The organism is Bacillus sp. 5w2 (assembly GCF_054353775.1).
Map to the genome: position 1 here is coordinate 69,141 of NZ_JBTIWT010000008.1, position 24,385 is coordinate 93,525.

Here is a 24,385-nt window from a genome sequence, read left to right on the forward strand (position 1 = left end):
TAAGGAGGGATACTATGAAAAAAATCATATCTATATGCGCTCTAACCACTCTATCGTTCACTTTAATAGGTTGTACAAGCACCTCGGCTACAGATAAAGCTTCACAAGTTAAGCAAGAACATACACAAAATACATTTCAATTAAATTCCGCTAATATTACAGACATTGGAATACTCCAAACAACAAATCATACTACTTCCAAATCTCAAACAGATAACGAAGAAATGATAAAATCTATCGTTTCAGCAGTTCAAAATGGAACACCTAAAACAATCACTTTAGATCAAAAAAAGAGAGAATCTGCACATTCTACTATTACCGTTACATATAAAGATGACTCAAAAGAAGAATTTCTTGTTTGGGTTGATAATAAGGAGCAAATTACAATTGCTAAAGATGAGAAGAAAGATAAAGTAAAAGGTGTGACGGTGAACATTAAAGATGCTAAAATGATGAAAGATTTTTTTAAAACTCTAATATAGTTGATGTTAAAACAAAAGAGCAGGATATAATCCTACTCTTTTGTTTAATCACGTCCAATAAATGGACTTTTACAAAATCTATTTAAGGTCTAATTTTGCTAAATCATGTTGTAAAACATTATTTCCTTCTTGTGGGTTAAATACGATTGCACTAAGACCAAAAACATTCGTAACAACATCTCTATCTTTTGGACGAATGATTCTTACTTCATAAGCAAAAAGTCCTGGAGGAAGAGCTGCTGAACGAAAAGTAACATATCGATTAGGTGCCAATGTTTGTGTTGAAGGGTCTACTAATGGTAACAATACCGGAGAACCCGATGACCAATCAAACATTTCAACTGTTACTCTATGAGTATCATCTGGATCAACATTCATAGCCTCAACAGTAAGAAATAATGTAGCGGAATGTCTACGTAATACACCCGTTGATAAAATTTCATTATGATGTTTACAACATTTTTCAGGAGGATAACCATAGCCATAACTCATATCAATTCCCCCCTTTCCTTTACAATTAAGGACAAGTATTCCTTATAATATATAATGCTATTATTATTTTTAGTGAAAGGTATAAAAGCGGATTTGTATCTGCATGTTTGGATATTTTATTTTTCATTTATTCGCCCTTAAAGAATCATATAGATTCTCCTGTTTTGCCTTTGAATTCCTTCTAAGAATAAATCTATTTTGAAAAGGACCTGCTCCATTTATTCGTAAAAGCATAAAGTAAATGGAATCCGTTAAAACACATGAGTGAACCTTTGTTTTCCCTCTCCTATTTAAAGGAGGAACTGTTATGGGATTTGGTGGTAGTTGTGGCGGCTGTGGCTTCGCTGGAGGATTTGCTTTATTAGTTGTATTGTTTATTCTATTAATCATCGTTGGAGCGGCTTGCTTCTGCTAAAAAACTATCGAAAAGACACTCATCTGAGTGTCTTTTCTTCATAAAAAAATCCCCCCGCAATGTGCAGAGGCCATGCCTATTAACTTAAGAATTCAGAATTACCCCAAAACGAGAAAATGAGCTTTTTTGTTACAAGTTAGCACAAAATTTCGTTCTGGAGGTTCGATAAAATTTTAGCTTGATGACAATAGGACTGAACCCCTAATACTTTATATTAATAATGACTCTTTTCATGAAACAAAACTCAGTTATCAGTCTAAACCATTTTTTAGATCTAACAATAACAAGTGTGCTTCTTTACCTTTCAGATAGTCTCTATTATTCTAATTTCTTCATTTCTTTCATCCGTTCTATATCCTTTTCTGAAGCATTTTCTATTTTATACAGTTCATAGCTACCCTTTATCTCATCTATCACTACAAATTCAACTTCATTTCGAACATAGCTTTTAGTTTTCCCCTTTTTATAACCAATAACATTATCTAATATAGTTTCTCCACTATCTTTTTTATATAAATTATAGCTAACAGGTGGACGGCCAATTACATACTTATTATCAGAAAATCCGACTATATCATCCCTCCCTAATCCTGTCGAAACACTCCAGACAAAAATAATCTGAAATATAGAATAAGCAACAATACCGCATAAGAAAAAAAATACGATTAATTTTTTTAAAATTTTTAAAGGTATCCTGCCCAAAAACATTCCCTCCCATTTCACCTCGAGATAGCAAGAACAAAACTTGAATTTTGTACGCTAAGGAACCGAATTTTTTAGATTGTTGAAATCAATCCCCCGTCAGTGCCATAAGAAAAAGAGTTACCGCAGTAACCCTATTGTTTATAATACACGTCATTGGGAGAAGCTATGGATGAATAAAGTCAATCTATGAAATTTCCCACAATCTTTTAACTCCCACCAATTCCTGTCCATTGAATTCCATCCTATATATATCTGGTTTTGATGTCTGTAGTAAAAAATTCAAATCATACTTACTGTCATAATACCCCATCATCAAAGTCATTATAGCTCCATGAGTGCCTAATACTATTTTCTGTCCTCGATAGGTGTTTAATAATTCTTTTAAGACTTTTATAGCACGTTTCTGACAGTCGACATTAGACTCTCCTCCCATTAAAGCAAAGTCGGGGTCTAAGAATGACTTTTTTATTAAAGGGAATAATTCTTTATCCGACATTCGTTCCTCTTCAGCAATAAAAATTCTTTCTTTTAAGTCCTCAAATACTAAAACTTCTTGTCCTATTTGCTTCGCTAACTGCTGAACGGTTAGAATTGAACGATCGTATGGACTTGAGATAACAACGTCGATTCCCTCATCTTGTAATGCATCTGTTATTCGTTGAACATCTAATTTTCCTTTTTCAGTTAATCCTCTTGTTTTTTCTTTTCCAAACTTTGGTGAATCCCCGTGTCTCACCATATATATAAAAGTTTTCATAATTGCCTCCATTTTTTCAGTTTTCTGTATAATCGCCCCCCTATATTAGCATATATATCCAATACAGTCTCCTTAAAAATAACAGAAAACTGCGAATTCGAAATAGACCATTATCGTAATGTAAAACAGGAGCGATTAGAGTGCCAACTATATAGAAAGATAATCACTATTTTCCTATGTTCCTCTACAATGTTTAAAATGCACCAAATTCTTTTACAAAAGAAAAAAAGAATTAAGTGAATATGAAGCGATAAGGATGATTACCACAAAACTTAACCTAGTAAAATAATATTCGAATGGAAATTCATACGTATTATGAAACGTAAAATGTTTCAACTCGAAGGAAGGCACCTTACAGTTGTCTTTTCTTTATATGTAAAAAAAGCCCACCTATTTCCGTAGGCGGGCTTTATCTTTATTACACAATAAGAAAGTATACTCTCTTTTCCCTTGAATTTTTATGTAATTATACATATTCATAAATATAGAAGAAGTAAAATATCCCAAAACTAAAAATGAGCTACATTCCCCTAAGATAAAGTTGTTATTACAGCATATCTTCCACGTTCAACTTAGTTATCATTAGCATGTTTTTCTACAAAATCAAGAATTCTAGCATTAACCTCGTTAGAGAACTCACCATTGATTGCGTGAGATGCATTTTTCCAGTTCACTATATCGATATCTTTCACATATTTTTCCCCAGTTTCAACTGCTTTTACCGAATTATGCATCGTACTTTTTTCAGCCATTAATGCAAGCACTGGAATATTGATATTTTTTAAGTCTTCTTTACTAAATAGATCAGGTGCTGGTGTTTTCAATTTATAATTACGCATACCCGACTCGATTAACTTAGCGATAGGCTCATCGTCATTTATCTCTGCTCCCCCAGAAACATAGCTTAACATCTTTTCTCTTATAAACTTAGGTACAATAGGAACGGAAGCTGGAATAGATGCTAGAATCATCTTTATGGATATTTGCGCAAATACAAAGACTGGGTCCAATAAACTAGCCGTCGCAATATGCTCAGGATTATATCTAGCCAAGTTCATTGTTGTCCACCCTCCAATGGAGACACCCACGATATGCACTTTTTCTAAACCTAATCCTTCAATTACTTCATTTAACCATTCTGCTTGTTGTTTTTGGTTTTCGATCACCTTCGTTTGCACACTCATTCCAGGTTCACCGAGTAAATCTATTGTGTAAACAGGCCTTTTCTCCCTTAACCCTTCTAAATTTGGTACCCACATTGGAGTAGATGCACCACGTCCAGGGAGTAAAAGTATTGGTTCCTTATGTTTATTTTCCTCTTTAGTAAAATAATAAGTACGAATTATGCCATATGTAGTTTCTATATCTTTCGTATCGTTAGGTTCTGGAAGAAGTGCCATTGATTCATCGTAGGCAATTTGAAAATCTTCTTTCCCTTTTTCAGATGTAAAGTGACCAATCTTATTATCATCTCTCTTCATTTGAATTCCTCCTTTCTACAAATATATGGATGAACTTTATCTATATATTCATGGGAATCATCCATTGAAGATTTAACTTCTTTAGGTCAAAACTGTCATTTGGAAAAAAGAAAAAGACACCCTAAGGTGCCTTCTTCCGACTTGAACCATCTTAATTTTAATAATATGTATTGGACTCCCATCCAACTATTATTTTACCACATTAAATTGTTTTGTTTATTGAGAAATACAATAGTTTATGTATGCCGGTCTTCTGTATTAGATATTTTTGTAATCCATACAATGATTAACAAGGGAACAAGCTATTAATTAAAGGTAAAACCACATGCTAAACCGGTATAACATACCAATAAAATTCACATTGTATATCTTATATATTACGTAGGAACCGAAAAAAAGGAATTAGTTCATAATTATGGTGAAGAAGAAGCCATAGTGGTAGTTCTAGTGAGGTTTTTACTAAATTAAGGTACGTACTTTTTCAAATTATATATACAATGAAATTAAACCAGATATAACAATCAATGGAAGAATTACTGCGAGTTTATTTTTTAGAGGGACACGTTTGTCTGGGACGCCTGGATGGATAACAAAAGCAAGTAAAACAATTGCTCCAATAATACCTAAAAGTATATGAATGATAATCATCCTCCTAAGGAATATTATTATCATTAAGTATATCACACTCAAAAATAAAAAAGGTATTAAACACCAATTAAAACTAAATATACCAAAAATAAATTGAAACTATAATAAGTGTTTTTTCCTTCCCCACTGATTATTAGCCTCCACGAATTGGGCGTTACGGTTAATAAATAGCAGGATAAAAGTAGAGAAAGTAAAAGAGGAGTGAAATTTCACTCCTCTTTTTTACTTGCGGATTTCAACACGCATTAGATCGCTACTAGAATTTTGCTTCTCTAAGCTTATCTCTATTTTAAGATTGTTTTTATTTATATCAAATGTACCTGTACGTGTATTAGAAGCCACTATGTTATCAATCTCTGTACTCAAATCTAAGTTTGGATTTATCATAGTGATCCACTTTTTCCCTAACTCTAGTAACGCCGTATTACCTTGACCTCTATCAATTACAAAATTAACAGTATAGTTATTTTCATCATCGCCCCTGACAGTGAAATTCCCATAAAATTCTGGAATCCCCTCTAATACCGGAGAGAATAAAACGACCTCTGAACCTGGACCGCCTATCGCTGCATACTTTAATTCCGCATTATATTTTGTGTTGATTTGAGTAACAAAATGTTGTGCTTCCTTAGATACAGATCTTTTCAGTACAGATGAGCTCTCCATCCAACCTTCATAATAATAAATATCATCGTCTGCTAACTCTTGCGGGATAACAGTAGGCTTTGACTCAGGCTCTTTTTCTGGTTTTTCAAATTTAATAATTGCATTGTATAAGAATTGTGCATACTGCTCACGAGTTACAATTTTGTAAGGTTCAAACTTATTATCACCCGTGCCAGCAGCAATTTTATTTTCTTGTAATGCGCTGATAGCATTTGTTGCCCAGTAATTTTTATTTACATCTTTAAAAGTGGTAGTAGATGTTGCTTTTAAATGAAAAGCATTTGTTAATACAGCAGCCAATTGTTCACGCGTTAAAATACTATCTGGACCAAATCTTCCATCGCCAAATCCACTTATAATACCAGCTTTACTAAGAGTTAAAATCTCTTTTTCAAACATATGATTTTTCACATCTGTGTAAGGATTTGGTAAGTTAGGTTCATCCGCTGGCTTCAAGTAGGCATATAACATTCTAGCTACTTGTCCGCGTGTAATACTATCACCAAAACCAAATATTCCATTTCCATAACCCGATACAATATTTTTCTCTTGCAAATCCATAATCGCTTTATAAGACCAGTGATTTTCAGGAACATCTTTAAATCCTGTTGTGTTTTCTGCTTGCACATTTGTTAGAGGCGCTAGTGTTGTTGATGCGATAACTGTCCCCGCCAAGATTAGTTGTTTAAAATTCATAATTGAATCCCCTTATCCTTAAAATAAAATGTTCATAAAGAATATTGCACACATCTTCTTCCATATTAACATATAAAAACCTTAATTTAGGTTGATTTTGGATATTTTAAGCATATTATTCCATTTGATATTGTTCGCACAATAAAAATCATAATAACTTGTTTCCAATGCGCATTCTTTCCCTTTATCCATTTTAAAAAGATACCATTTACGAACTCAAAAAATCCCCTCAAGGCGTCAGCTTTAAGGGGATTTCTTCTATCATCTTCTCTCTTCATACAACCGATTTGCTTTATACGAGCAAACAAAATACATACATGTCACAACAGGGATAAACGTCCAAAACAGTCCTCTCATTAATGCAAATGGCGTTTCAAATAAGAATGACCATAGAAATGATACGCCTTGCTTATCCCATAATCCTGGCGTCAAGTATAGTTCTTTCGGATTTACAAATGCTTCTACATTAATCGTATTATTATACATAAATAGAAATAATATCGGCAAATAACAGATCGCTAATTCTAAAAAGGTTTTAGATAGACGTTTATACTTCCCTGCTCGTGACATTTGATCTGAAAAAATGTCATCTTCACTTTCTTCATTTATCTTTTTAAAATAGTACGTACCTGACCACCGATTACCAGCTATATGCTCCCAGCCACTATCTTCAAATAATGTGCAGTAATTAATAAATTCACTTTTTCTACTAAATACTCTATGGTCTATTCTAATCGTCGCATCTTCCGGCTCTGTATATCTAAATGTATAACCAAATGTATTGCTTTCTAGTTGATAGCCTTTCCAAGCCATCTCTTCTAACCATTTTTCCTCTTTCTCAAAGTCTAAAAAGAATTTCAATCTCCACATCATCGTTTCCCCCTAACTATACGTGTAATAAACTCTTTGTAACCTCAATAATGTGTTGCATTCTCATAAAGTCTAAGTGCAATACTTCTTTCCCACGTTCCGTAATGACATACACTTTTCTTCGTTTATCTTCACTTTTCACCGATTCTATTAACCCTTGTTTTAATAAATTTTCAACCGCACCATACAATGTACCCGCTGCGATTTTCACTTGATGATTACTCAGTTCCTCCACCTTTTGCATAATTAAATAACCATGAGCTGGCTCTAATAAAGCTAAAAGAACGTAATAGGTTGTTTCCGTTAATGGTAAATTTTTATCTCTATTCATAAAGACCTCCAATGTAACGATAAATATATAGCTAAACTATATAGTTCAACTGTACAGTTTCATTTTATACAGTTAGACTGTATATGTCAAATGCAGGAATGACTTTATAACCCATAACAAAAAACGCTATCTTTTTAAAAGATAGCGTTTTTCATATTATCATTGCTTATTCTTCGCCTTCATTTGCTCTTCATAAACAAACTTTGCGGTCATAAAATCGTTAGGAAAATCTCCCAATGCCTTCTTCATCACGTTCAATTCTTCTTGTGATTTAATCTCTACTCCGTTTAAGAAATCAAATGCTTTTGATTGTTCATCCGCAACAAAGTTTTGCGTCATATAGTCATCTTGGAAGTCTTGCTTCGCTTTTTCTTTCACTTTGTTCATTGCATCTGTTTTATTTATACTTTTCACAGGATTTGCGAATGCGCCTGTAGGCTGTTCTGGTTTCGGCTCTTCTTTCGTTTCCGGCTGTGGTGCTAGTTGCTGTGGTTGCTGCTTAGGTTGTTCTTGTTGAACTGGCTGTTGTACTACTTCTTGCTCTTTTTTCGCTAATTCATCTTTTAACTTCTTAACTTGCGCATCAAGAGATTTTTTTTCAGTTTCTAATACACTCATATCACTTTTTAACTTTTGCATTTCTTCATAATGTTCATCTACTAATTTATTGTATTCTTTCTCAGTGTACATTTTTTCACTAGTTGATGTCGTTTTTCCCTTCGCAATAACTACATTAATAATTACAAGTAACACTATGATTCCTATTAACGCAGCTAAAATCTTCTTTTTGTTCATTATTAATCCTCCAAAATGTAAAATTACCAAAGTTATCATAACAGATGCAGCTATGTTCCTTTGTCATATTTTGTCGAACTAAAATAATAAAAAAGCATCTAAAACAGATGCTTTTTCTCATTCTCACTACATAAACGTAATCGTCACTAAAGAATATCCTTCTTTTGCATTATATGGCTCAGCTTTATAAGAAACACGGTTCGCCCCTTGCGGATAACCGATTTCTCCAATTACTTTTTTCACATCTTGCAATGCGCCATCCATTGATTGTTTATAAAGGATTTCGATTTTTGGTGACTTTTCGTTATAACGTTGCTGCATTTTATTTTTGAATTCATTATAGTTATTTGCGATGTATTCATTTCCTAAATAATTTAATTTTGTATCTTTTAAAATTTGCTGATATGCAGGGTTTTTCGTACTACCTGCCGCAATTTTATTTGTTAATGTACTATAATAATTTGTTGTAGCTTGCGGATAATCACTTCTGTTCCACTCATGATTTCTTGCGATTTGCTCATCTGATAAGTTGAAATAGGAATACGTTACACGGCCCTGCTCATCTGGCACTGGATCATCGAATGTTGTATCGAGGTGATACCATTTGTTTTCGATTTTCACCAAGTTCCAAGCATGAGGCTGACCGTCTCCAGTTCCTACTACAAAGTGGTTCTCAATTCCAGCTTCTTTTAATAATTGATAGGTTAATAGTGCGTAACCTTGGCAAACCGCAGAACGATTTACGAGCGCTTCATATGCTGTGTAAGCTTTATAAGACGTATCGTAAGAAATATGTTTTACGACATAATCATGAATCGCCTTCACTTTTTCATGATCATCCATTCCAACTTGCGTAATAGAAGAAACAATTGCCTTTGCTTGCTTCATTACATATTCCGTTTGTACTTTCGTTTCACGATATGTAATCTTTAACGTAAACGTATAATTTCCAGGTGATCCAGAAATGCCATATGAAACATTCGATCTATTATAATTTGTATACTCATTTTTACTTGCGACTTCTTTATAGGCGTTGAAAAGTGTCTTCATTACTTCTTCCTGATTACTATTTTTCGTTTTATATGGAAGTGTAATATTCGTTTCGTACGCATTAATACGCTTTTGCACTTCATCTTTAAATGCTGCTAATAATGTCGCATCCCCTGTATCTTGCACCGCAACTTCAGGCTTTTTATATTTCAAAGTATTATATAAAAACTGTGCATACTGTTCACGTGTTACCGTTTTAGATGGCTCAAATTTCCCTTCGCCTGTACCAGAAGCAATTCCGGTTGACTGCACTGCGCTAATAGCGTTTTCACCCCAAAAACCATTTGGAACATCATTAAATGTATGCTTTTGTTTCGCAGAAAGATGGAAAGCGTTTGTAAGAATTTGTGCCATTTCTGCGCGATTCACAGGAGCTTTCGGTCTAAAATTCCCTTTCTCATCCCCTTTAAATACCCCTGCATTCGTTAACATTAAAATTTCCTCAGGAAACATCGTAGAGTTCTGATTAATATCACCATAAGGATTATTAAACTTAGATCCGTCTTTTAATATGTAAAGAGTATTATTATTACTAAACGTTCCGCCTTGTTTATTCGGTAGCATAACTCGATACACTAAAGCAGCTACTTGCTCCCTCGTCGCAACATCTCCAAAACCAAATATTCCATTTCCATAACCAGAAATAATATTTTTACTCGCTAAATCTTTAATTGCCGGATACGACCAATGCGATGTAGGCACATCAGAAAAAACACCCGCCTCAGCAGCTCTCACATCACTGCCATTTGTATACAATAAAGCGCCACCAATAAGTGATAATGATGTAATTGATTTTAATAATTTTGTGTACATAATTCCTTCTCCCAATACGTTCTCTATTTTATATTTTGTCGAAAAATCTAAAAAAATATGACAAAACATATTATACTATTAAAATTTTTTGAAGGATATATTAAGTTTTGAAATATGCAAAAACTCATATTGTTATAAGAATTCATAGTGATATTATGTTGTTTTACTTGCGAATATATAAAGGGCTATGGTGTCTTATGTCGAAAACATCATTTATAACCAAGTTGCTTTCGGAATCGTTGACACGAAATTTCATGTTAAATGCAAATAAACAAGGAACCTATTAGTCGGTTCCTTGTTTATTTGGCTAAAACAGAATTCTTTGGAGAACCCAAATAAAAGTTAAATCAACTCCTATTTAACATTTCCCTTCAGATATATAACAGTAAAGAATACATCATCACGGTGTCAGCAAGCAAAAGTGTATTCTGCATTTCTGAAAACAGTAGATGGCAAATTGTGACCTGCTGAATCTGCTAAGAAAGAATATACAAGAACATCCTTAACATCATCTTTATTTCCACTAATGATAACATCAAGAAAATCTTCTATTTGGAATTCTGGAGTAAACAATACAATCTTAGTCGTTCTGTTTGGTTCTAAAGAAACAAAAATACGAGAAATTTCAACTAATTCATTTTGAGTTGGGAAAGAAATGTTTCGACTTCTCTTAACAGTTACCGTTACATTACTAGTATGACAGCGTGAATCATTGTTTAACATAATGTTGAGAGCAGTTGGAATAATCCCATTTTCAGAAACCGGAACTCGAAACACTCCAGTAGATTTATGAGCCATATAATCACATCCTTTCAAAATAAAATATACTTACAGTATATTAGATGCAAAAAACGTTCATTTTGATAGGGACAAATTATGTGATTAATATATTTATAATAACCCTTGGTATTACTAAGCCAATGTTTTAAAAGATTAACAAATATCGCGAGAACCAATCGAATGTATAGTAAAAGTAAAAAGAATAAGGTGTCTAAAAGGTCCCCTATTTTGAGCCAATAATGAGACATTATGTTAATCCTATATGTATAGTTGCACAAAATTGAGAAACTTAAGGAGACAGATACATTTTATGAGGAAATTATCCATATTACTTACTTTCATTCTAGTATTAGTCAGTGTTATGGCTGCTTGCACACAAGATAAAAAAGATAGTGCCATTGAAAGTGGTCCAATAGAAGAACCAACCGCAAAAAATGAAAATGAAGAAGTAATAAATTTTGAAGAAAAAGAAGATATGAGCCGCTTGGAACAAGGTATTTTATTAGTTGGTGAGAGTGTTAAGGGAGGCTATTACTTGACCGCCGTTCAAAGTGCATATTTAAATGCTAGCAATGATTCCGTCGTTGTTAATGTCTCTGTAAAAAATGTACGAGGTCAAACGATTGGACTATCAGAATTAAAATATAACTTAAAAGGTGAAAAAGACGGAAAGGCCTATGAAGGAAAAGTGCTTGATCAAAACCTTTCTGATATACAAGTTAAACCAAATGAAACGGTAGAATTGAAAATAGCTTTTGAAGTACCAGGTACCGCAGATGAATATATGTTTTATATTGAAAGCTCTTTAGATCCTCTAGGAGCACACTGGAAAATCGATAAGCTGCAATCACAAAAAAACTCTAACTAATTCGTCATGGCGATTTAGTTAGAGTTTTTTTGTTTGAAGTATTCACGAGTATCTACCCTTATCTTTTCAGGTAAAACAATATCAAGTTCTTTATCTAACCATGCAAGAGTCTTTTTACGGAGAAACTCACGCATATGTTCTTCTGCTTCAAGCATTACTAAGTTAATTGTACAAGAAGAATTGCTAGGTTCACAAGAATTACAAGCCTCATCTCGATATAGTAGACCATTCTGTACAATATTTTTACATTGAAAAATAGGTTTCGGGCCTTCGACAGCTTCTATTACATCCCAAAAAGAAATATCTCCTGGAGACTTAGCTAACCTATATCCTCCCTTTACACCTGGGACAGAACTCACAATGCCAGCTTTAGATAATTTACCGAAAACTTTTGAAAGAAATGTTTCAGAAAGTCCTTGGAACTCTGCCAAATCTTTTATTCCAACACTTTCCTTGGAAGGAGTATTAATTAAATAAACTAAGCAATGCAAGGCATATTCAACCCCAACACTATATTGCATATACAAATCACCTGCTTTTTATTTTAAGGGTTATCAAATTGTATCTTAGGACCATTTAGAATTTTAGTCAAATAAAGTGAAACTTTAATCAGTGGATGGTGTTCATCCCCCAATGATTATCAGCCCTCACCAATCGGGCTTTTAGAATAGTATGTATTTCATTTGACAAAAATAATTTCAAAGTTTATATTAAAGACTAAGTTAATCGACGATTAACTTAGTCTTTAATTAAAACGTAAAAACTTTTAAAAAGGGGAAATACAAATGAACAAAACACTTATCATAAACGCACATCCGAAAGTGGATGATACATCATCAGTCAGCATTAAGGTTTTTAACCATTTTTTAGAATCTTATACAGAATTCATTCCTAATAATGAAACGATTGAACAGATTAATTTATACGATGATGTAGTACCAATGATAGATAAAACTGTTTTAAGTGCATGGGAAAAACAAGGAACTGAACAAGAGTTAACCGGTGAAGAACAAAAAGTAACGGAGCGTATGTCCGAAATTTTACAACAATTTAAAAGTGCAAATACGTATGTTATCGTATTACCTTTGCACAACTTTAATATTCCATCAAAGTTAAAAGATTACATGGACAATATCATGATTGCACGTGAAACATTTAAATATACTGAAACTGGATCAGTGGGACTACTTAAAGATGGAAGAAGAATGCTTGTTATACAAGCAAGTGGAGGGATCTATACAAATGATGATTGGTATACAGAAGTGGAATACTCTCATAAATATTTAAAAGCAATGTTTAACTTCCTTGGTATTGAAGATTATCAAATCGTTCGTGCACAAGGAACAGCAGTACTAGATCCAAATGAAGTATTGCAAAATGCGTATAAAGAAGTTGAAGAGGCTGCTTCTAGATTGGCTAACAAATAAAAGTTTTCACTGGAAGAATGATGGGTATAAATAAAGAACCCCTCCACCTTAAGGCAGAGGGGATCTTCTCATTCCTATTTCAAACTACCCGCAATCTCCGTAAAGATAACTCCAAGCGCATGTGCACCTGCATCTGGATATCCTACGCTTCTTTCACCAACTGTACCGGCGCGGCCCATGCGAGCTACCCTTTCTTTCGTGTACTCTGCTCCTTTTTCAAAGGCAGTTTTCATATCTTCTTCGCTTGAAGCGCTAGCTAACCAAGAGTCTACACATGGAGCAAGTGCGTCAACAAGTGTTTTGTAACCAACTACCGCTCCTCTACCGAATGACCTTTCACCTATAAAATCTGCTATCTCTTCTTTTTTCCTATATTTGCACCAGAACCTTATTTTTTAATCAACATTATTTAACTGCCTCTACTTGTTTTTCTAATTCTCTTCCAAGGAATGTAGCAAGTTCAAGCATACCAAATTGATTCGCTACAGACTCTGCGTCAGAATTATAGTTTGTATTTGTATTAATATCATACGTATAAATTGTTCCATCCGCACTGCGAATAAATTCAATACCAGCAACGGTAATCTCATTTTCTTTCAAAAATTCTTTGTACTGTTCAATGATCGGCTCGTGGAAGTCCGGTATAATTTCAAATTTTGTTGACGCTTCTTTCTTACTCTCTTCTCCTACTGGGCAGAAAGCATCTTGAATCGAGCATGCATCCGCTGGACAAAGCTCGAATCCTTCTGATGTATCTACTTTAACTGCATATACAAACTGACCGCCTACAAATTCACAACGTGTAATATATGGTTCTGGCGCTTCAATATATTGCTGGATTAAAGTAATTCCATCAATAGGTTCTTCAAACGCCGGACTATCCAAATATTGCTCTAAAGCATCAATGGAATGAAATAGTTGAACGCCAAGGCCTTTCCCTGCACGATTATGCTTTGTAATGAACGGTACTTCCCCTAACTCCCTTGCTGCCTTTACTATATGATCACGTCCAACAGCACCAATTGTTTTCGGCACTTGTATACCAAAATTTCTTAATGCTGCATATTGATTCAATTTACTTACTTCAAGACGTAATGCACGAGACCCATTAAATACTGTGCGCCCATATCCCTCTAACCAAGCAAGAACTCCTTCCGTCAACTCAGGTGCATATCTATGACCTCTCGTATGTGAAGAAGCACTCATGCGGCTATAAAAAACACCTTGGGGAGGTTCTTGTTCTAACGTAATTGTTCCTTCATTTAAAAACCATTCCTCATACGGTAACTCCAGTTCTTCCAACCTTTTCACTAAATGATCCGTCCATTCCTTATTCTCATGTAATATGTAAATTTTACTCATTTGTAATCAATTCCTTTCTTTTTGCTTCAACTAATGGCATCACTTTTTCAGAAAATCGTTTCATCTCTTCAAGCTGTGGCGAAAATTGTAAAAGTAATAAAGTAACACCCACTTTTTCAAAAGCGAGTATCCTTTCTGCAATTTGTTCTGGTGTTCCAATTAAATTAGGACGTAATCCACGATTAGATACGGAATAATCATTCAGCTTCACTTGCTGTTCCAAATGCGATTTACTAATAAAGTCTTGGTAACCCGCGTAACCTAACGCATCGTCTTTCACATCCGTTATGCGTCTCCATTCCTCTACTGCCTCTTCTTCTGTATCACGACAAATGACGTAAGCCGCAAGCCCGAATGACTGCAATGGCTTCTCTGTAACTTTCTTTCTACGATTCTTCATATCTTCTATTTTCACAGATACTTCTTCCACTGTTCCACCGTGCATTACATATGCATCCGCGTGATTTACAATGACCTCTTTTCCTCGCTCACTCTCACCACCTGCATAAAGCTTAATGCCTTGTTTTTGCACAGGTTTTGGACTTAAATTTGTATGCTGAATCTCATAAAAGTTCCCTTTATAAGAAAACTCGTCTTCCTTCCAAAGCCCCTTCAAAACTGTTACAAATTCCTCTGTACGATCATATCTTTCATCGTGCGCGGTAAATACTCCGCCGTACTGTTTCGCTTCTTCTTCCCACCATGCTGAAACTACATTCAATGTAAAACGACCATTACTTAATTGATCGATATTCGCTGCCATTTTCGCTGTAACTGCTGGATTGTGGAATCCAGGTCTTACAGCTGTCATAATCTCTAATTTATCTGTCACTGCTGCAAGTGCTGCCGCAGTTGTCCACGCCTCTAAACTTGGTGCTGAAACACCTTTTATATCATTTAAATTTAATTCTGCAATAAGTGTTATTGAAAAACCTAATTGTTCTGCCGCTTGCGCTGTTTGTTTTGCATACTCAAACGTAGGCGGCATAGATTCATCATCTACATTTCGAAGCCATCCCCCAAAAATCGGTAACCAAAAACCGTACTCCACTACCTATTCCCCCTTTATCTTTTAGCCATAAAAAAAACTACTCTTATCGAAATAAGAGTAGCCTTCTTGACTAAGTGAACCGCTCTTATCTTTCAGGTGTTTTTTCACCTGCAGGATTTGGCACCTTTCGTTTAAAACGAGGTTGCCGAAGTTTCATAGGGCCCGTCCCTCCACTTCTCAAAATAAGAATTGTTTGATTTCCATTTATTATAATCATCAGAATAATAAAATTCAATCCTTTAATACTTATTTTTCCGATAAACATTAAATGATATATAAAAAAACATATTGTTATAGATAATTATAGGGGTATTATGTTGTTTTAATTGCGAATATATAAAGGGCTATGTTGTATCATGTCGAAAACATCATGTATAACCAAGTTGCTTTACTTCTATCTTAAAAATACAGCAAAAGAGGTGTTAGTAGCATGAAAAATATACGATGCGAGAATTGTGGTTCTACTACATTTAAAGAAGGAAGAGTTGGATTTGCTTATCATGCATATGTTTGTGAAGATGATTCTAGTAGGCTCTTTTCAGTGGGGAAACGTTCCAAACTATTAACTACATTTTGTTTAGAATGTGGTGAGGTGAAATCATTTAGAGTGGAGAAGCCGGAGATATTTGAAGAATAAAATACTAGAATCGAGATGTCCTTCATGTGGAAAAAAACCTAATTTTCTTGGTAGATGTGGTTGTAGTTAATACAAATACCATTCCGGTGGAGGCTCTTTTTTTAGTCAGGAATAAGTTTTTACTGCGGTACACATGAAAATAAATCAGCTGATTATAAAATAAAAAAAAACGCTCATTTGAGCGTTTCATCTATTTAATACCTAATAATTACTTTTTCTTCACTTTGATCTAATAACTCTTTATACTTTAATATTCCATCAGCCCCACGGCTCTCCATGCGTATATTGTATAACGTTTGTTGTATTAACCTTTGATTGGTCTGTTGGAGCATTTACTCCATTTAATAGTATGACCGTAATTATTAATCCAATTGAACTGCTTATGATTCTTTTCATTTTAAAGCCCCTTTCTGAAAACCTTTTTCTTTTTCTTTATATCCTAAATAGAAGTATTCACTAGATTTTATTGAATTTCCTTCTTTATGATATTTAACCGCTAATTTTTCAGCATATTCCTGGACATATTGCCATAAACCTACTTCATTAAAGAAAGAAATTCCTTTAGAAATAGCTAACTCTAATTCTTCAGCGGAAACATTCTCATTCATTCCCTTTAGAATGGTAAAATGATGTTCATATTCTTTTTGTTCTAGTTCATTACAGATTACTAAACCTTTTTCAATTAAAGAGGCTGCAAGCTTTGTTTTCCCTAACTTTAAATTCTCTCTAGCTTCCAAAAAAATCGCTCTAAAGTGATTCGGGATTTTTTGTGATACTTCTGATAAATAACGAAGTGCTAAATCAGATAGGTTTTGCTCTGCATACATAACCCCTAAGCTATGTCGAACTCGTAACATTAGCTCTTCTTCATTCTGCTTTTTCAAAATATCCAGAGACGACATAAAATAAACTTCTGCCTGTTCAAATTCATTTAGCTTTACACATGCTAAACCCAGAACATTGTCACACGCTGCGACCTTCCTACTATACCCGTACAGACCTTCAAATATATTTCTTGCTCTAGTTGCATATTGAATGACTAAAATAGGCTGGCAAACATGATAATAATAGCTGGATAGCTTAAAGTTAAATTCTGCTTTTTCAATTGGATCCTGAATATTTTCCAACAAAGATTCTGCTATTCCATAATGCTTTTCAGCCACTTTAAAATCACCGTTTACCGTAGCATGAGAAGCCTTAAAGAAATGGTAATAATATAATAAAGATTCATCTGATGGCACTTCATCTAACTTCATTTTTCTTAGATCATTCTTAGATATGTCAGATTGATGGGGATAAAACTCTGCACTTAACATTTTAAATCTAAAATCTAAAAGTGAATAAAACTCTGTATTCTTTTGATCTTCTTCCATACTATTAATTTTTGTATCAATACTTTGTTTTAATTCCTTTGCCTTAACGAAATTCTGTGAACGAATTTCTCGATACCAATCATGTAAAAGTAAAGTGATTTCTTCCTTTTTTATTACGTGTACACTCATATAGCCCCTGCTCCTTTGTCTATAGATTACTAACATAATAACAAAAATAAACCTATAAAACATTTAATTTTCTGAATATTATTGCCTCAAAAAAATTTCTCAATACATTTTCACCATTTCAACTCTTTAAACTTATAACTTTTTCTGTCCCTTATTCGTTTCTATATATAAAATAACACTTCATTATTGGTAATGATGAAATATGAAAGTCTATCCTTTCATAAGAAAGCCCCTTTTCTTTATTTCTCAATATAAGAACTTTAAGAATATGCTATTATTTTGATACAAATTCCCTTTTGTGCAATGAGATAGCAATAAAGATAAGACCCACCTATTTCCGTAGGTGGGTCTTATCTTTGTTACACAATACCAAATTATGCTCTCATTTTTTTATAAACTTTATGCAATTATACATAGTTATAATAATTACACAAAATAAATATTACATGTAGTAAAATATAAATTGTGGATACATTCTATAAAGCAGATTCTCTTGAAAGACGTAACATATCAATCATTGCAGAAGGTGTGGCGTCACTCTAATACTGATCTCAAATCTCTTGTATTTTGTAAACTAACAATCTGGTGTATATAGACGATTCTGTTTTATAGGATGTGTTTACATGTATAACAAAGGGATAATACCGATAGTTTTATATTAAATGAGCGTGGTTCAAGTCGGAGAAAGGCACCTTTAGGTGTCTTTTTTTATGGAGAATCAGTTTAAAAACTAAAAATAAAAGAACCTCAATAAATGAGGTTCAAAGAATCTACTATTTTAAATTACCTTCGTAAAAAGCAACTCCATTTTGAACATGTTTTAAATACCACGTAATCGTCCCGCCACAAACATTTTCATTAAAACTATTAGCATATACTCCATTTGAGTAATAAAGAGTTCTTTTGAATTTACCATTAGAATACTCATAAGGAATTGAGCATGTTGCTTGCTTTGGAGAGCTCACAGCTTTTTGCGTATCAGCTGAAGCTGCCCCAATTCCTCCTGTTAACACAATACCAGTTGCCAATAGCCCTACTACTAATTTCTTGAACATAATAAATCCCCCTTTAATAGTTTTTATAGCTTACAACTTAAATGTATCACTTTTGTAATTTATGTAAATATCTTGAATATGTAGAAATATTTATTTAAATTTTGGTAATATTGGAATTTTATTTTATCAAATAGAAGATAGAGGGAGTTAGAAAATTATGTAACAATGCATAATAAATCAATCGGATATTATGATATACTCACAAAGAGCTGATACAAAATTTCTTTAGATTGGAAAACTAAAGTCTTATCTACCTAACAGGAAGGCGCCTAATGGCGTCTTTTCTTTATTTTCAAAAGGACCTGCTCAATTCATTCTTTAAAACATAAGGTAAAGTGAACCCGTTAAAATCCATGGAATGAACCCTAGTTTTCCCCTCTTATCTAAAGGAGGCACTATTGTTATGGGATATGGTGGTAGTTGCGGCGAAGGCTGCGGTTTCGCTGGAGGATTTGCTTTATTAGTTGTATTATTTATTCTCTTAATCATTATCGGATGCAGTTGTTTCTGCTAAAAAACTATTAGAAAAGGTACCTATATATAGGTACCTTTTCTTTATGTGCCTTATTCATTATCTGGTTCCAAACTATTAACTACATTTTGTTTAAAATGTGGTGAGGTGAAATCATTTAGAGTGGAGAAGCCGGAGATATTTGAAGAGTAGAATAATACTAATTACATATTATAAAGATGTTTATTAATGATGGTAACATTCAAGCATTTCGCCCACCTTTAGAATTGGAATATTGAGTACTTTCATCTATAGGTGCTACTTCACTAGGAAAAATCCGTTCCTCTGTAAAGTTGCTTTCGAAATAATAGACACGAAATTTCATATAAAATGCAAATAAACAAGGAACGTATTAGTCGGTTCCTTGTTTATTTAGCTAAAGCAGACTTCTTTGGAGAACCCAAATAAAAGTTAAATCAACTCCTATTTAACTTTTCCCTTCAAATATATGACAGTAAAGAATACATCATCACGGTGTCAGCAAGCAAAAGTGTATTCTGCATTTCTAAAAACAGTAGATGGCAGATTGTGACCTACTGAATCTGCTAAGAAAGAATATACAAGAACATCCTTAACATCATCTTTATTTCCACTAATAATGACATCAAGGAAATCTTCTATTTGGAATTCTGGAGTAAACAACACAATCTTAGTTGTTCTGTTTGGTTCTAAAGAAACAAAAGTACGAGAGATTTCAACTAATTCATTTTGAGTTGGGAAAAAAGTGTTTCGACTTCTCTTAACAGTTACCGTTACATTACTAGTATGGCAGCGTGAATCATTGTTTAACATAATGTTGAGAGCAGTTGGAATAATCCCATTTTCAGAAACTGGAACTCGAAACACTCCAGTAGATTTATGAGCCATATAATCACATCCTTTCGAAATAAAATATATTTACAATATATTAGATGCAAAAAACGTTCATTTTGATAGGGACAAATTATATGATTAATATATCTATAATAACCCTCGGTATTACTAAGACAATGATTTAAAAGATTAACAAATATCGTGAGACCCAATCGAATGTATATGAAAAGTAAAAAGAATAAGGTGTCTAAAAGATTCCCTATTTCGAGCCAATAATGAGACATTATGTTAATCTTATATGTATAGTTGCACAAAATTGAAAAACTTAAGGAGACAGATCAATTTTATGAGAAAATCATTCATATTACTTACTTTAATTCTAGTATTAGTCAGTGTTACGGCTGCTTGCACACAAGATAAAAAAGATAGTGCCGTTGAAAATGGTCCAATAGAAGAACCAACCGCAAAAAATGAAAATGAAGAATTAATAAATTTTGAAGAAAAAGAAGATATGAGCCGCTTGGAACAAGGTATTTTATTAGTTGGTGAGAGTGTTAAGGGAGGCTATTACTTGACCGCCGTTCAAAGTGCATATTTAAATGATAGCAACGATTCTATAGTTGTTAATGTCTCTGTAAAAAATGTACGAGGTCAAATGATTGGACTATCAGAATTAAAATATAACTTAAAAGATGAAAAAGACGGAAAAACCTATGAAGGAAAGGTGCTTGATCAAAACCCTTCTGATATACAAGTTAAACCAAATGAAACGGTAGAATTAAAAATAGCTTTTGAAGTACCAAGTACCGCAGATGAATATATGTTTTATATTGAAAGCTCTTTAGATCCTCTAGGAGCACATTGGAAAATCGATAAGCTGCAATCACAAAAAAACTAAGTCTCAAATAAGCAAAAAGCAATGAAAAATTTGATATAGATACAAGTGAATAATATATAAACATAAAACCATCGATTTAATGAATCGTTGGTTTTTTTTCAAAAAATGCTCCATTAAAAACTAGGAGACAAAAAAGAACTAATCCCTAGAAGAGATTAGCTCAATACATCAAAAGCTATTATAGTACATAGTTTTATGAGCAAACGTTATATAATGTTGTATGGGATACATAACCTGTCATCCCTTTATATGTAACTTTCAACCACTGTTTAGAATTACTGTAATGACCTTGGACATATTCACCAGTTACCCATGTTCCAGTAATTTTCTCACCATCATTAAATGTATGTAAGACAGGTAATCCAACAGTGTAACCATTGCGCATCTTTGCACCATATACACCTACCGTACCTCCCTTTGCGCAAGCTGCTACTACAGTTTTATTTTCAGTAGTATTCGTAGCCGCGAAAGCAGAGCCGTTAAATGTAAACAAAGTAAACATAAAAGCTGTTAATAAAGTACAAATAGATAAGCGACGTAACAAAATAAATTCCCCCTTTTTTTTATAATATATTGCTTCATAAATGATCACCTTAAATATTCTAACTATTTTAAATATATTAATGTTGAGAAATATTAGTTGTAGTTTTGAAATAAGATTTCATCAAAAATATTAACAAACTCATATTTTACAGAGAGAGCACCGAAAGAAGTCTTCTACATATCAACTATAAAAAAAACCTCCACCATAAGGCAGAGGGGTTCTTCTCATTCCTATTTCAAACTACCAGCAATCTCCGTAAAGATAACTCCAAGTGCATGTGCACCTGCATCTGGATAGCCTAAACTTCTTTCGCCAACTGTACCAGCGCGGCCCATGCGAGCTACGATTTCTTTCGTATACTCTGCTCCTTTAACCGCTGCTTCTGCTCCTTTTTCAAAGGCAGTTTTCATGTCTACTTCGTTTGAAGCGCTAGCTAACCAAGAGTCTACACATGGAGCAAGTGCGTCAACAAGCGTTTTATCACCAACTACCGCTCCTCTACCGAACGATCTTTCTCCGATAGATTGTATACCTTGCAGTGCTGCTTGCAACATTTCAGCGAATTCTTTCACTGTTAACTCACGCTTCTCGCCTGCTGCTTTACTAGCTGCGCGGAATGCACCGCCCCAAATTGGACCAGAAGCGCCGCCGCAATGTTCCATAATAATCATCGAACAACCGTCAAGGAATGATCCGATCGTTACGTTTTCTTGATCTACAATCGAATGCCACTCACGTTTTAATTGCTTAAATCCTTTTGCCACACTCATTCCGAAGTCGCCATCACCTGCATGCGTGTCTAACTCACAGAACGGTACTTCATTTTTAATAATAATGTCGCTCATTTTATCAACGAGATAAATCATGTTGTTTAATGTAATGACATTATTTTCAATAACAGCGTGCTCTTCTGCTGTTTCTATTTCAAAGGAAACTTCTTTCTCTTCTACATCTTCAAGTACATTCACGTACTCTACACTTTCAACCGGTCCATCTACTTTAAACGCAGGTGTATTACACTCTTTAGATAGTAATGTTTTTAGCTCATCGTCTAATTTCATTACTGTTAAAGACATACCGGCCATATCGATACTCGTCATATAGTTGCCGACGAATACTCTATTGATTTTAATGTTTCTTGCAGCTAATTCTCTCGTAACTGCATTGTTAAATAAGTAAAGTTCTTGCAGTGGTGTTCCGCCAAAACCGTTAACTAGAAGCGCAATTTCTTCGCCATCTTTTACTCCTAAATCTTTTACAAGATCATTTGTCATACGGTTCGCTAATTCATCTGCTGACATCGTTTTTTCACGTTTAATTCCTGGTTCACCGTGAATACCTACGCCGTATTCCATTTCATCTTCCGCAAGTGTGAAAGTAGGTGATCCGCTCGCTGGAACTGTACAAGACGTTAACGCTAAACCGATTGTACGCACGTTAGCCGCTGCTTTTTCCGCTACTGCTTTCACCGTTCCTAAATCCATACCTGCTTCCGCTGCTGCGCCGGCAATTTTATGAACGAGAATAACGCCCGCAACGCCGCGGCGTCCTACTGTATACAGACTATCTTCTACCGCAATATCATCGTCCACTTTTACGTAGTCGACTTCAATTCCATCTTCCGTCGCTAAATGAGCTCCGTTTTTGAAATTCATAATATCGCCGCTGTAATTTTTAATAATTAATAACGTTCCTTTTTTACTAGCTGTCTCTTTAATCGCTTGATATACCTGAATTTGTGATGGCGAAGCAAACACATCTCCGCACACTGCCGCATCTAACATTCCTTTTCCGACTAGTCCTGCATGCGCTGGCTCATGACCACTACCACCGCCACTAATTAACGTTACTTTATTTTCGTTCATTTCTTTTTTCTTAATAACTTTATATTTTTTCAAAAGCTCAAGCTCTGGGTGAGCCATAACCATTCCGTTGCACATTTCCATTACTAATGTTTCTGGTTTGTTTATAATCTTTTTCATTGTGCTTCTCCCTCAATTCCTTTAATATATTGTGATATATTTGAAATCTTCTTCTTACTACTCATGTTAAAATGAAAGCGTTTTATAGTAAACGGACAAAATGGACAATCTGTCTAAAGACACCGCTCTCATTTGTAGGTAGGATTTTCATATTACCAACATTCTAGGGATGATTCAGATGACCTCTTCTATAATTTCTAAAAAGATAATCGCGAATTCATTGAAGTATTTAATGGAAACAGAGTCATTTCATAAAATATCAGTGAGCGATATTATGTTACACTGTCAAATGCGTAGGCAAACTTTTTATTATCATTTTAAAGATAAATTTGAACTATTAAGCTGGATTTATAGAGAAGAAACGAAAGAGAACATTATTGACTTTCTCGACTATGAAACATGGGAAAATATTTTTGATTTATTATTTGATTACTTTTACGAAAATCAAAAATTTTACCGAAATGCTTTTAAAGTCATTGAGCAAAACTCGTTTAATCACTATTTATTTGAGCATACGAAAAACTTATATATGAAGATTATTGATGAATTATCTGTGAGCTGTGGATTCAGCCTTTCTGATGAGACAAAAAATACGATTGCCTCCTTTTATAGTCACGGCTTCGTTGGAACGATAAAAGATTGGATTGAAAGTAAATGCGAAGTAGATCCGTCTATTATGTCTTCACTCATGAAAAATATGATAAACAATCAATTACTACTATTACTGGAGCAATCAGCAAAGTAATTAAAGGGT

At 33.9% G+C, this 24,385-nt stretch carries 27 protein-coding genes, 2 pseudogenes and 1 riboswitch; of the genes and pseudogenes, 9 read left to right on the forward strand and 20 right to left on the reverse strand.

Annotated elements, in window-relative coordinates; genetic code table 11:
• Nucleotides 1-14: 14 nt before the first annotated feature.
• Nucleotides 15-482 carry a hypothetical protein gene (locus tag ACXY7N_RS15480; RefSeq protein WP_016133817.1) on the forward strand — a complete coding sequence of 156 codons (468 nt, stop codon included), beginning with the start codon at nt 15-17 and terminating at the stop codon, nt 480-482.
• A 78-nt stretch (nt 483-560) separates the two neighbouring features.
• Here ACXY7N_RS15480 and ACXY7N_RS15485 read toward each other — a convergent pair whose 3' ends face one another.
• Nucleotides 561-974, reverse strand: a complete 414-nt coding sequence (locus tag ACXY7N_RS15485; protein WP_016133816.1) for a hypothetical protein — start codon at nt 972-974, stop codon at nt 561-563.
• 307 nt (nt 975-1,281) lie between these two features.
• Here ACXY7N_RS15485 and ACXY7N_RS15490 point away from each other — a divergent pair, with 307 nt between their 5' ends.
• Complete coding sequence (locus tag ACXY7N_RS15490; protein ID WP_000505670.1) at nt 1,282-1,389, forward strand: YjcZ family sporulation protein; 108 nt, start codon at nt 1,282-1,284, stop codon at nt 1,387-1,389.
• 318 nt (nt 1,390-1,707) lie between these two features.
• On the opposite strand, the gene ACXY7N_RS15495 is transcribed toward ACXY7N_RS15490, so the two are convergent.
• Complete coding sequence (locus ACXY7N_RS15495; RefSeq protein WP_454497493.1) at nt 1,708-2,091, reverse strand: hypothetical protein; 384 nt, start codon at nt 2,089-2,091, stop codon at nt 1,708-1,710.
• A gap of 187 nt (nt 2,092-2,278) precedes the next feature.
• On the reverse strand, nt 2,279-2,851 hold the full coding sequence (locus tag ACXY7N_RS15500; RefSeq protein WP_016133814.1) for a histidine phosphatase family protein: 573 nt from the start codon (nt 2,849-2,851) through the stop codon (nt 2,279-2,281).
• A gap of 96 nt (nt 2,852-2,947) precedes the next feature.
• Here ACXY7N_RS15500 and ACXY7N_RS15505 point away from each other — a divergent pair.
• A pseudogene (locus ACXY7N_RS15505) lies at nt 2,948-3,134 on the forward strand (IS4 family transposase); the annotation flags it as partial.
• A gap of 289 nt (nt 3,135-3,423) precedes the next feature.
• Here ACXY7N_RS15505 and ACXY7N_RS15510 read toward each other — a convergent pair.
• From ACXY7N_RS15510 to ACXY7N_RS15540, 7 genes are all read right to left on the reverse strand, one after another.
• Nucleotides 3,424-4,332, reverse strand: a complete 909-nt coding sequence (locus tag ACXY7N_RS15510) for an alpha/beta fold hydrolase (RefSeq protein WP_016089052.1) — start codon at nt 4,330-4,332, stop codon at nt 3,424-3,426.
• Nucleotides 4,333-5,202: 870 nt separating this feature from the next.
• Nucleotides 5,203-6,342, reverse strand: coding sequence for an S-layer homology domain-containing protein (locus tag ACXY7N_RS15515; protein ID WP_488592456.1), 1,140 nt, complete (start codon nt 6,340-6,342; stop codon nt 5,203-5,205).
• A gap of 261 nt (nt 6,343-6,603) precedes the next feature.
• Nucleotides 6,604-7,215, reverse strand: a complete 612-nt coding sequence (locus ACXY7N_RS15520; protein ID WP_002108737.1) for a DUF2812 domain-containing protein — start codon at nt 7,213-7,215, stop codon at nt 6,604-6,606.
• A 13-nt stretch (nt 7,216-7,228) separates the two neighbouring features.
• The gene (locus ACXY7N_RS15525) at nt 7,229-7,543 is read right to left on the reverse strand and encodes a PadR family transcriptional regulator (RefSeq protein ID WP_001078066.1); all 315 of its coding nucleotides are present in this window, start codon (nt 7,541-7,543) and stop codon (nt 7,229-7,231) included.
• Between the two features lie 159 nt (nt 7,544-7,702).
• Nucleotides 7,703-8,338, reverse strand: coding sequence for a hypothetical protein (locus ACXY7N_RS15530; protein WP_454497463.1), 636 nt, complete (start codon nt 8,336-8,338; stop codon nt 7,703-7,705).
• A gap of 126 nt (nt 8,339-8,464) precedes the next feature.
• Nucleotides 8,465-10,201 carry an S-layer homology domain-containing protein gene (locus ACXY7N_RS15535; RefSeq protein WP_098485956.1) on the reverse strand — a complete coding sequence of 579 codons (1,737 nt, stop codon included), beginning with the start codon at nt 10,199-10,201 and terminating at the stop codon, nt 8,465-8,467.
• Between the two features lie 408 nt (nt 10,202-10,609).
• The gene (locus ACXY7N_RS15540) at nt 10,610-10,999 is read right to left on the reverse strand and encodes a hypothetical protein (protein WP_098485957.1); all 390 of its coding nucleotides are present in this window, start codon (nt 10,997-10,999) and stop codon (nt 10,610-10,612) included.
• Nucleotides 11,000-11,291: 292 nt separating this feature from the next.
• On the opposite strand from ACXY7N_RS15540, the gene ACXY7N_RS15545 reads away from it, so the two are divergent.
• Complete coding sequence (locus ACXY7N_RS15545; RefSeq protein ID WP_098485958.1) at nt 11,292-11,849, forward strand: DUF4352 domain-containing protein; 558 nt, start codon at nt 11,292-11,294, stop codon at nt 11,847-11,849.
• A gap of 14 nt (nt 11,850-11,863) precedes the next feature.
• On the opposite strand, the gene ACXY7N_RS15550 is transcribed toward ACXY7N_RS15545, so the two are convergent.
• Nucleotides 11,864-12,370: an RrF2 family transcriptional regulator gene (locus tag ACXY7N_RS15550; RefSeq protein ID WP_002140648.1), complete on the reverse strand. Its 507-nt coding sequence runs from the start codon at nt 12,368-12,370 to the stop codon at nt 11,864-11,866.
• A 264-nt stretch (nt 12,371-12,634) separates the two neighbouring features.
• Between ACXY7N_RS15550 and ACXY7N_RS15555 the strand changes: the two genes are divergently transcribed.
• Nucleotides 12,635-13,276, forward strand: a complete 642-nt coding sequence (locus tag ACXY7N_RS15555) for an FMN-dependent NADH-azoreductase (protein ID WP_016133809.1) — start codon at nt 12,635-12,637, stop codon at nt 13,274-13,276.
• A gap of 74 nt (nt 13,277-13,350) precedes the next feature.
• On the opposite strand, the pseudogene ACXY7N_RS15560 reads toward ACXY7N_RS15555, so the two are convergent.
• The 3 genes and pseudogenes from ACXY7N_RS15560 to ACXY7N_RS15570 all read right to left on the reverse strand — a co-directional run.
• Nucleotides 13,351-13,620, reverse strand: a pseudogene (locus tag ACXY7N_RS15560) (DAK2 domain-containing protein); the annotation flags it as partial.
• Nucleotides 13,621-13,681: 61 nt separating this feature from the next.
• Nucleotides 13,682-14,638, reverse strand: a complete 957-nt coding sequence (locus ACXY7N_RS15565; protein ID WP_116363222.1) for an ATP-grasp domain-containing protein — start codon at nt 14,636-14,638, stop codon at nt 13,682-13,684.
• A complete protein-coding gene (locus ACXY7N_RS15570) occupies nt 14,631-15,689 on the reverse strand; it encodes an LLM class flavin-dependent oxidoreductase (RefSeq protein ID WP_116363223.1) in 1,059 nt (352 codons plus the stop codon). The genes ACXY7N_RS15565 and ACXY7N_RS15570 overlap by 8 nt, the downstream gene beginning before the upstream one ends.
• Before the next feature lie 82 nt (nt 15,690-15,771).
• Nucleotides 15,772-15,878: riboswitch (SAM riboswitch) on the reverse strand.
• 241 nt (nt 15,879-16,119) lie between these two features.
• On the opposite strand from ACXY7N_RS15570, the gene ACXY7N_RS15575 reads away from it, so the two are divergent.
• Entirely contained in the window at nt 16,120-16,326 is a 207-nt protein-coding gene (locus tag ACXY7N_RS15575) for a hypothetical protein (protein WP_016133805.1), read from the forward strand.
• Between the two features lie 258 nt (nt 16,327-16,584).
• Here ACXY7N_RS15575 and ACXY7N_RS15580 read toward each other — a convergent pair whose 3' ends face one another.
• The 3 genes from ACXY7N_RS15580 to ACXY7N_RS15590 form a co-directional block, all read right to left on the reverse strand.
• On the reverse strand, nt 16,585-16,722 hold the full coding sequence (locus ACXY7N_RS15580) for a Phr family secreted Rap phosphatase inhibitor (RefSeq protein ID WP_000821340.1): 138 nt from the start codon (nt 16,720-16,722) through the stop codon (nt 16,585-16,587).
• Nucleotides 16,719-17,828 carry a response regulator aspartate phosphatase gene (locus tag ACXY7N_RS15585; RefSeq protein WP_016133804.1) on the reverse strand — a complete coding sequence of 370 codons (1,110 nt, stop codon included), beginning with the start codon at nt 17,826-17,828 and terminating at the stop codon, nt 16,719-16,721. Before ACXY7N_RS15585 ends, ACXY7N_RS15580 begins: the two co-directional genes overlap by 4 nt.
• 773 nt (nt 17,829-18,601) lie before the next feature.
• Nucleotides 18,602-18,883 carry an LCI fold-containing protein gene (locus ACXY7N_RS15590; protein ID WP_016133803.1) on the reverse strand — a complete coding sequence of 94 codons (282 nt, stop codon included), beginning with the start codon at nt 18,881-18,883 and terminating at the stop codon, nt 18,602-18,604.
• Between the two features lie 403 nt (nt 18,884-19,286).
• On the opposite strand from ACXY7N_RS15590, the gene ACXY7N_RS15595 reads away from it, so the two are divergent.
• Nucleotides 19,287-19,397, forward strand: coding sequence for a YjcZ family sporulation protein (locus ACXY7N_RS15595; RefSeq protein WP_000540371.1), 111 nt, complete (start codon nt 19,287-19,289; stop codon nt 19,395-19,397).
• Between the two features lie 474 nt (nt 19,398-19,871).
• Here the strand turns inward: ACXY7N_RS15595 and ACXY7N_RS15600 are convergent, their stop codons facing one another.
• Nucleotides 19,872-20,261, reverse strand: a complete 390-nt coding sequence (locus ACXY7N_RS15600) for a hypothetical protein (RefSeq protein WP_000940658.1) — start codon at nt 20,259-20,261, stop codon at nt 19,872-19,874.
• A 292-nt stretch (nt 20,262-20,553) separates the two neighbouring features.
• Between ACXY7N_RS15600 and ACXY7N_RS15605 the strand changes: the two genes are divergently transcribed.
• Nucleotides 20,554-21,105: a DUF4352 domain-containing protein gene (locus tag ACXY7N_RS15605; protein WP_016133802.1), complete on the forward strand. Its 552-nt coding sequence runs from the start codon at nt 20,554-20,556 to the stop codon at nt 21,103-21,105.
• A gap of 193 nt (nt 21,106-21,298) precedes the next feature.
• On the opposite strand, the gene ACXY7N_RS15610 is transcribed toward ACXY7N_RS15605, so the two are convergent.
• Complete coding sequence (locus ACXY7N_RS15610) at nt 21,299-21,649, reverse strand: SH3 domain-containing protein (RefSeq protein ID WP_016133801.1); 351 nt, start codon at nt 21,647-21,649, stop codon at nt 21,299-21,301.
• Nucleotides 21,650-21,879: 230 nt separating this feature from the next.
• Entirely contained in the window at nt 21,880-23,631 is a 1,752-nt protein-coding gene (gene dhaK, locus ACXY7N_RS15615; RefSeq protein WP_098485962.1) for a dihydroxyacetone kinase subunit DhaK, read from the reverse strand.
• A gap of 178 nt (nt 23,632-23,809) precedes the next feature.
• Here dhaK and dhaS point away from each other — a divergent pair, with 178 nt between their 5' ends.
• Nucleotides 23,810-24,376, forward strand: a complete 567-nt coding sequence (gene dhaS / locus ACXY7N_RS15620) for a dihydroxyacetone kinase transcriptional activator DhaS (protein WP_000204220.1) — start codon at nt 23,810-23,812, stop codon at nt 24,374-24,376.
• The last annotated feature ends 9 nt before the right edge of the window (nt 24,377-24,385 follow it).

Excerpts from the sequence above, each read along its gene's own strand:
- ACXY7N_RS15480 (WP_016133817.1), top strand. The coding sequence starts at position 15 with ATGAAAAAAATCATATCTATATGCGCTCTAACCACTCTATCGTTCACT.
- ACXY7N_RS15485 (WP_016133816.1), bottom strand. The coding sequence starts at position 974 with ATGAGTTATGGCTATGGTTATCCTCCTGAAAAATGTTGTAAACATCAT.
- ACXY7N_RS15490 (WP_000505670.1), top strand. The coding sequence starts at position 1,282 with ATGGGATTTGGTGGTAGTTGTGGCGGCTGTGGCTTCGCTGGAGGATTT.
- ACXY7N_RS15500 (WP_016133814.1), bottom strand. The coding sequence starts at position 2,851 with ATGAAAACTTTTATATATATGGTGAGACACGGGGATTCACCAAAGTTT.
- ACXY7N_RS15510 (WP_016089052.1), bottom strand. The coding sequence starts at position 4,332 with ATGAAGAGAGATGATAATAAGATTGGTCACTTTACATCTGAAAAAGGG.
- ACXY7N_RS15515 (WP_488592456.1), bottom strand. The coding sequence starts at position 6,342 with ATGAATTTTAAACAACTAATCTTGGCGGGGACAGTTATCGCATCAACA.
- ACXY7N_RS15520 (WP_002108737.1), bottom strand. The coding sequence starts at position 7,215 with ATGATGTGGAGATTGAAATTCTTTTTAGACTTTGAGAAAGAGGAAAAA.
- ACXY7N_RS15525 (WP_001078066.1), bottom strand. The coding sequence starts at position 7,543 with ATGAATAGAGATAAAAATTTACCATTAACGGAAACAACCTATTACGTT.
- ACXY7N_RS15530 (WP_454497463.1), bottom strand. The coding sequence starts at position 8,338 with ATGAACAAAAAGAAGATTTTAGCTGCGTTAATAGGAATCATAGTGTTA.
- ACXY7N_RS15535 (WP_098485956.1), bottom strand. The coding sequence starts at position 10,201 with ATGTACACAAAATTATTAAAATCAATTACATCATTATCACTTATTGGT.
- ACXY7N_RS15540 (WP_098485957.1), bottom strand. The coding sequence starts at position 10,999 with ATGGCTCATAAATCTACTGGAGTGTTTCGAGTTCCGGTTTCTGAAAAT.
- ACXY7N_RS15545 (WP_098485958.1), top strand. The coding sequence starts at position 11,292 with ATGAGGAAATTATCCATATTACTTACTTTCATTCTAGTATTAGTCAGT.
- ACXY7N_RS15550 (WP_002140648.1), bottom strand. The coding sequence starts at position 12,370 with ATGCAATATAGTGTTGGGGTTGAATATGCCTTGCATTGCTTAGTTTAT.
- ACXY7N_RS15555 (WP_016133809.1), top strand. The coding sequence starts at position 12,635 with ATGAACAAAACACTTATCATAAACGCACATCCGAAAGTGGATGATACA.
- ACXY7N_RS15565 (WP_116363222.1), bottom strand. The coding sequence starts at position 14,638 with ATGAGTAAAATTTACATATTACATGAGAATAAGGAATGGACGGATCAT.
- ACXY7N_RS15575 (WP_016133805.1), top strand. The coding sequence starts at position 16,120 with ATGAAAAATATACGATGCGAGAATTGTGGTTCTACTACATTTAAAGAA.
- ACXY7N_RS15580 (WP_000821340.1), bottom strand. The coding sequence starts at position 16,722 with ATGAAAAGAATCATAAGCAGTTCAATTGGATTAATAATTACGGTCATA.
- ACXY7N_RS15585 (WP_016133804.1), bottom strand. The coding sequence starts at position 17,828 with ATGAGTGTACACGTAATAAAAAAGGAAGAAATCACTTTACTTTTACAT.
- ACXY7N_RS15590 (WP_016133803.1), bottom strand. The coding sequence starts at position 18,883 with ATGTTCAAGAAATTAGTAGTAGGGCTATTGGCAACTGGTATTGTGTTA.
- ACXY7N_RS15595 (WP_000540371.1), top strand. The coding sequence starts at position 19,287 with ATGGGATATGGTGGTAGTTGCGGCGAAGGCTGCGGTTTCGCTGGAGGA.
- ACXY7N_RS15600 (WP_000940658.1), bottom strand. The coding sequence starts at position 20,261 with ATGGCTCATAAATCTACTGGAGTGTTTCGAGTTCCAGTTTCTGAAAAT.
- ACXY7N_RS15605 (WP_016133802.1), top strand. The coding sequence starts at position 20,554 with ATGAGAAAATCATTCATATTACTTACTTTAATTCTAGTATTAGTCAGT.
- dhaK (WP_098485962.1), bottom strand. The coding sequence starts at position 23,631 with ATGAAAAAGATTATAAACAAACCAGAAACATTAGTAATGGAAATGTGC.
- dhaS (WP_000204220.1), top strand. The coding sequence starts at position 23,810 with ATGACCTCTTCTATAATTTCTAAAAAGATAATCGCGAATTCATTGAAG.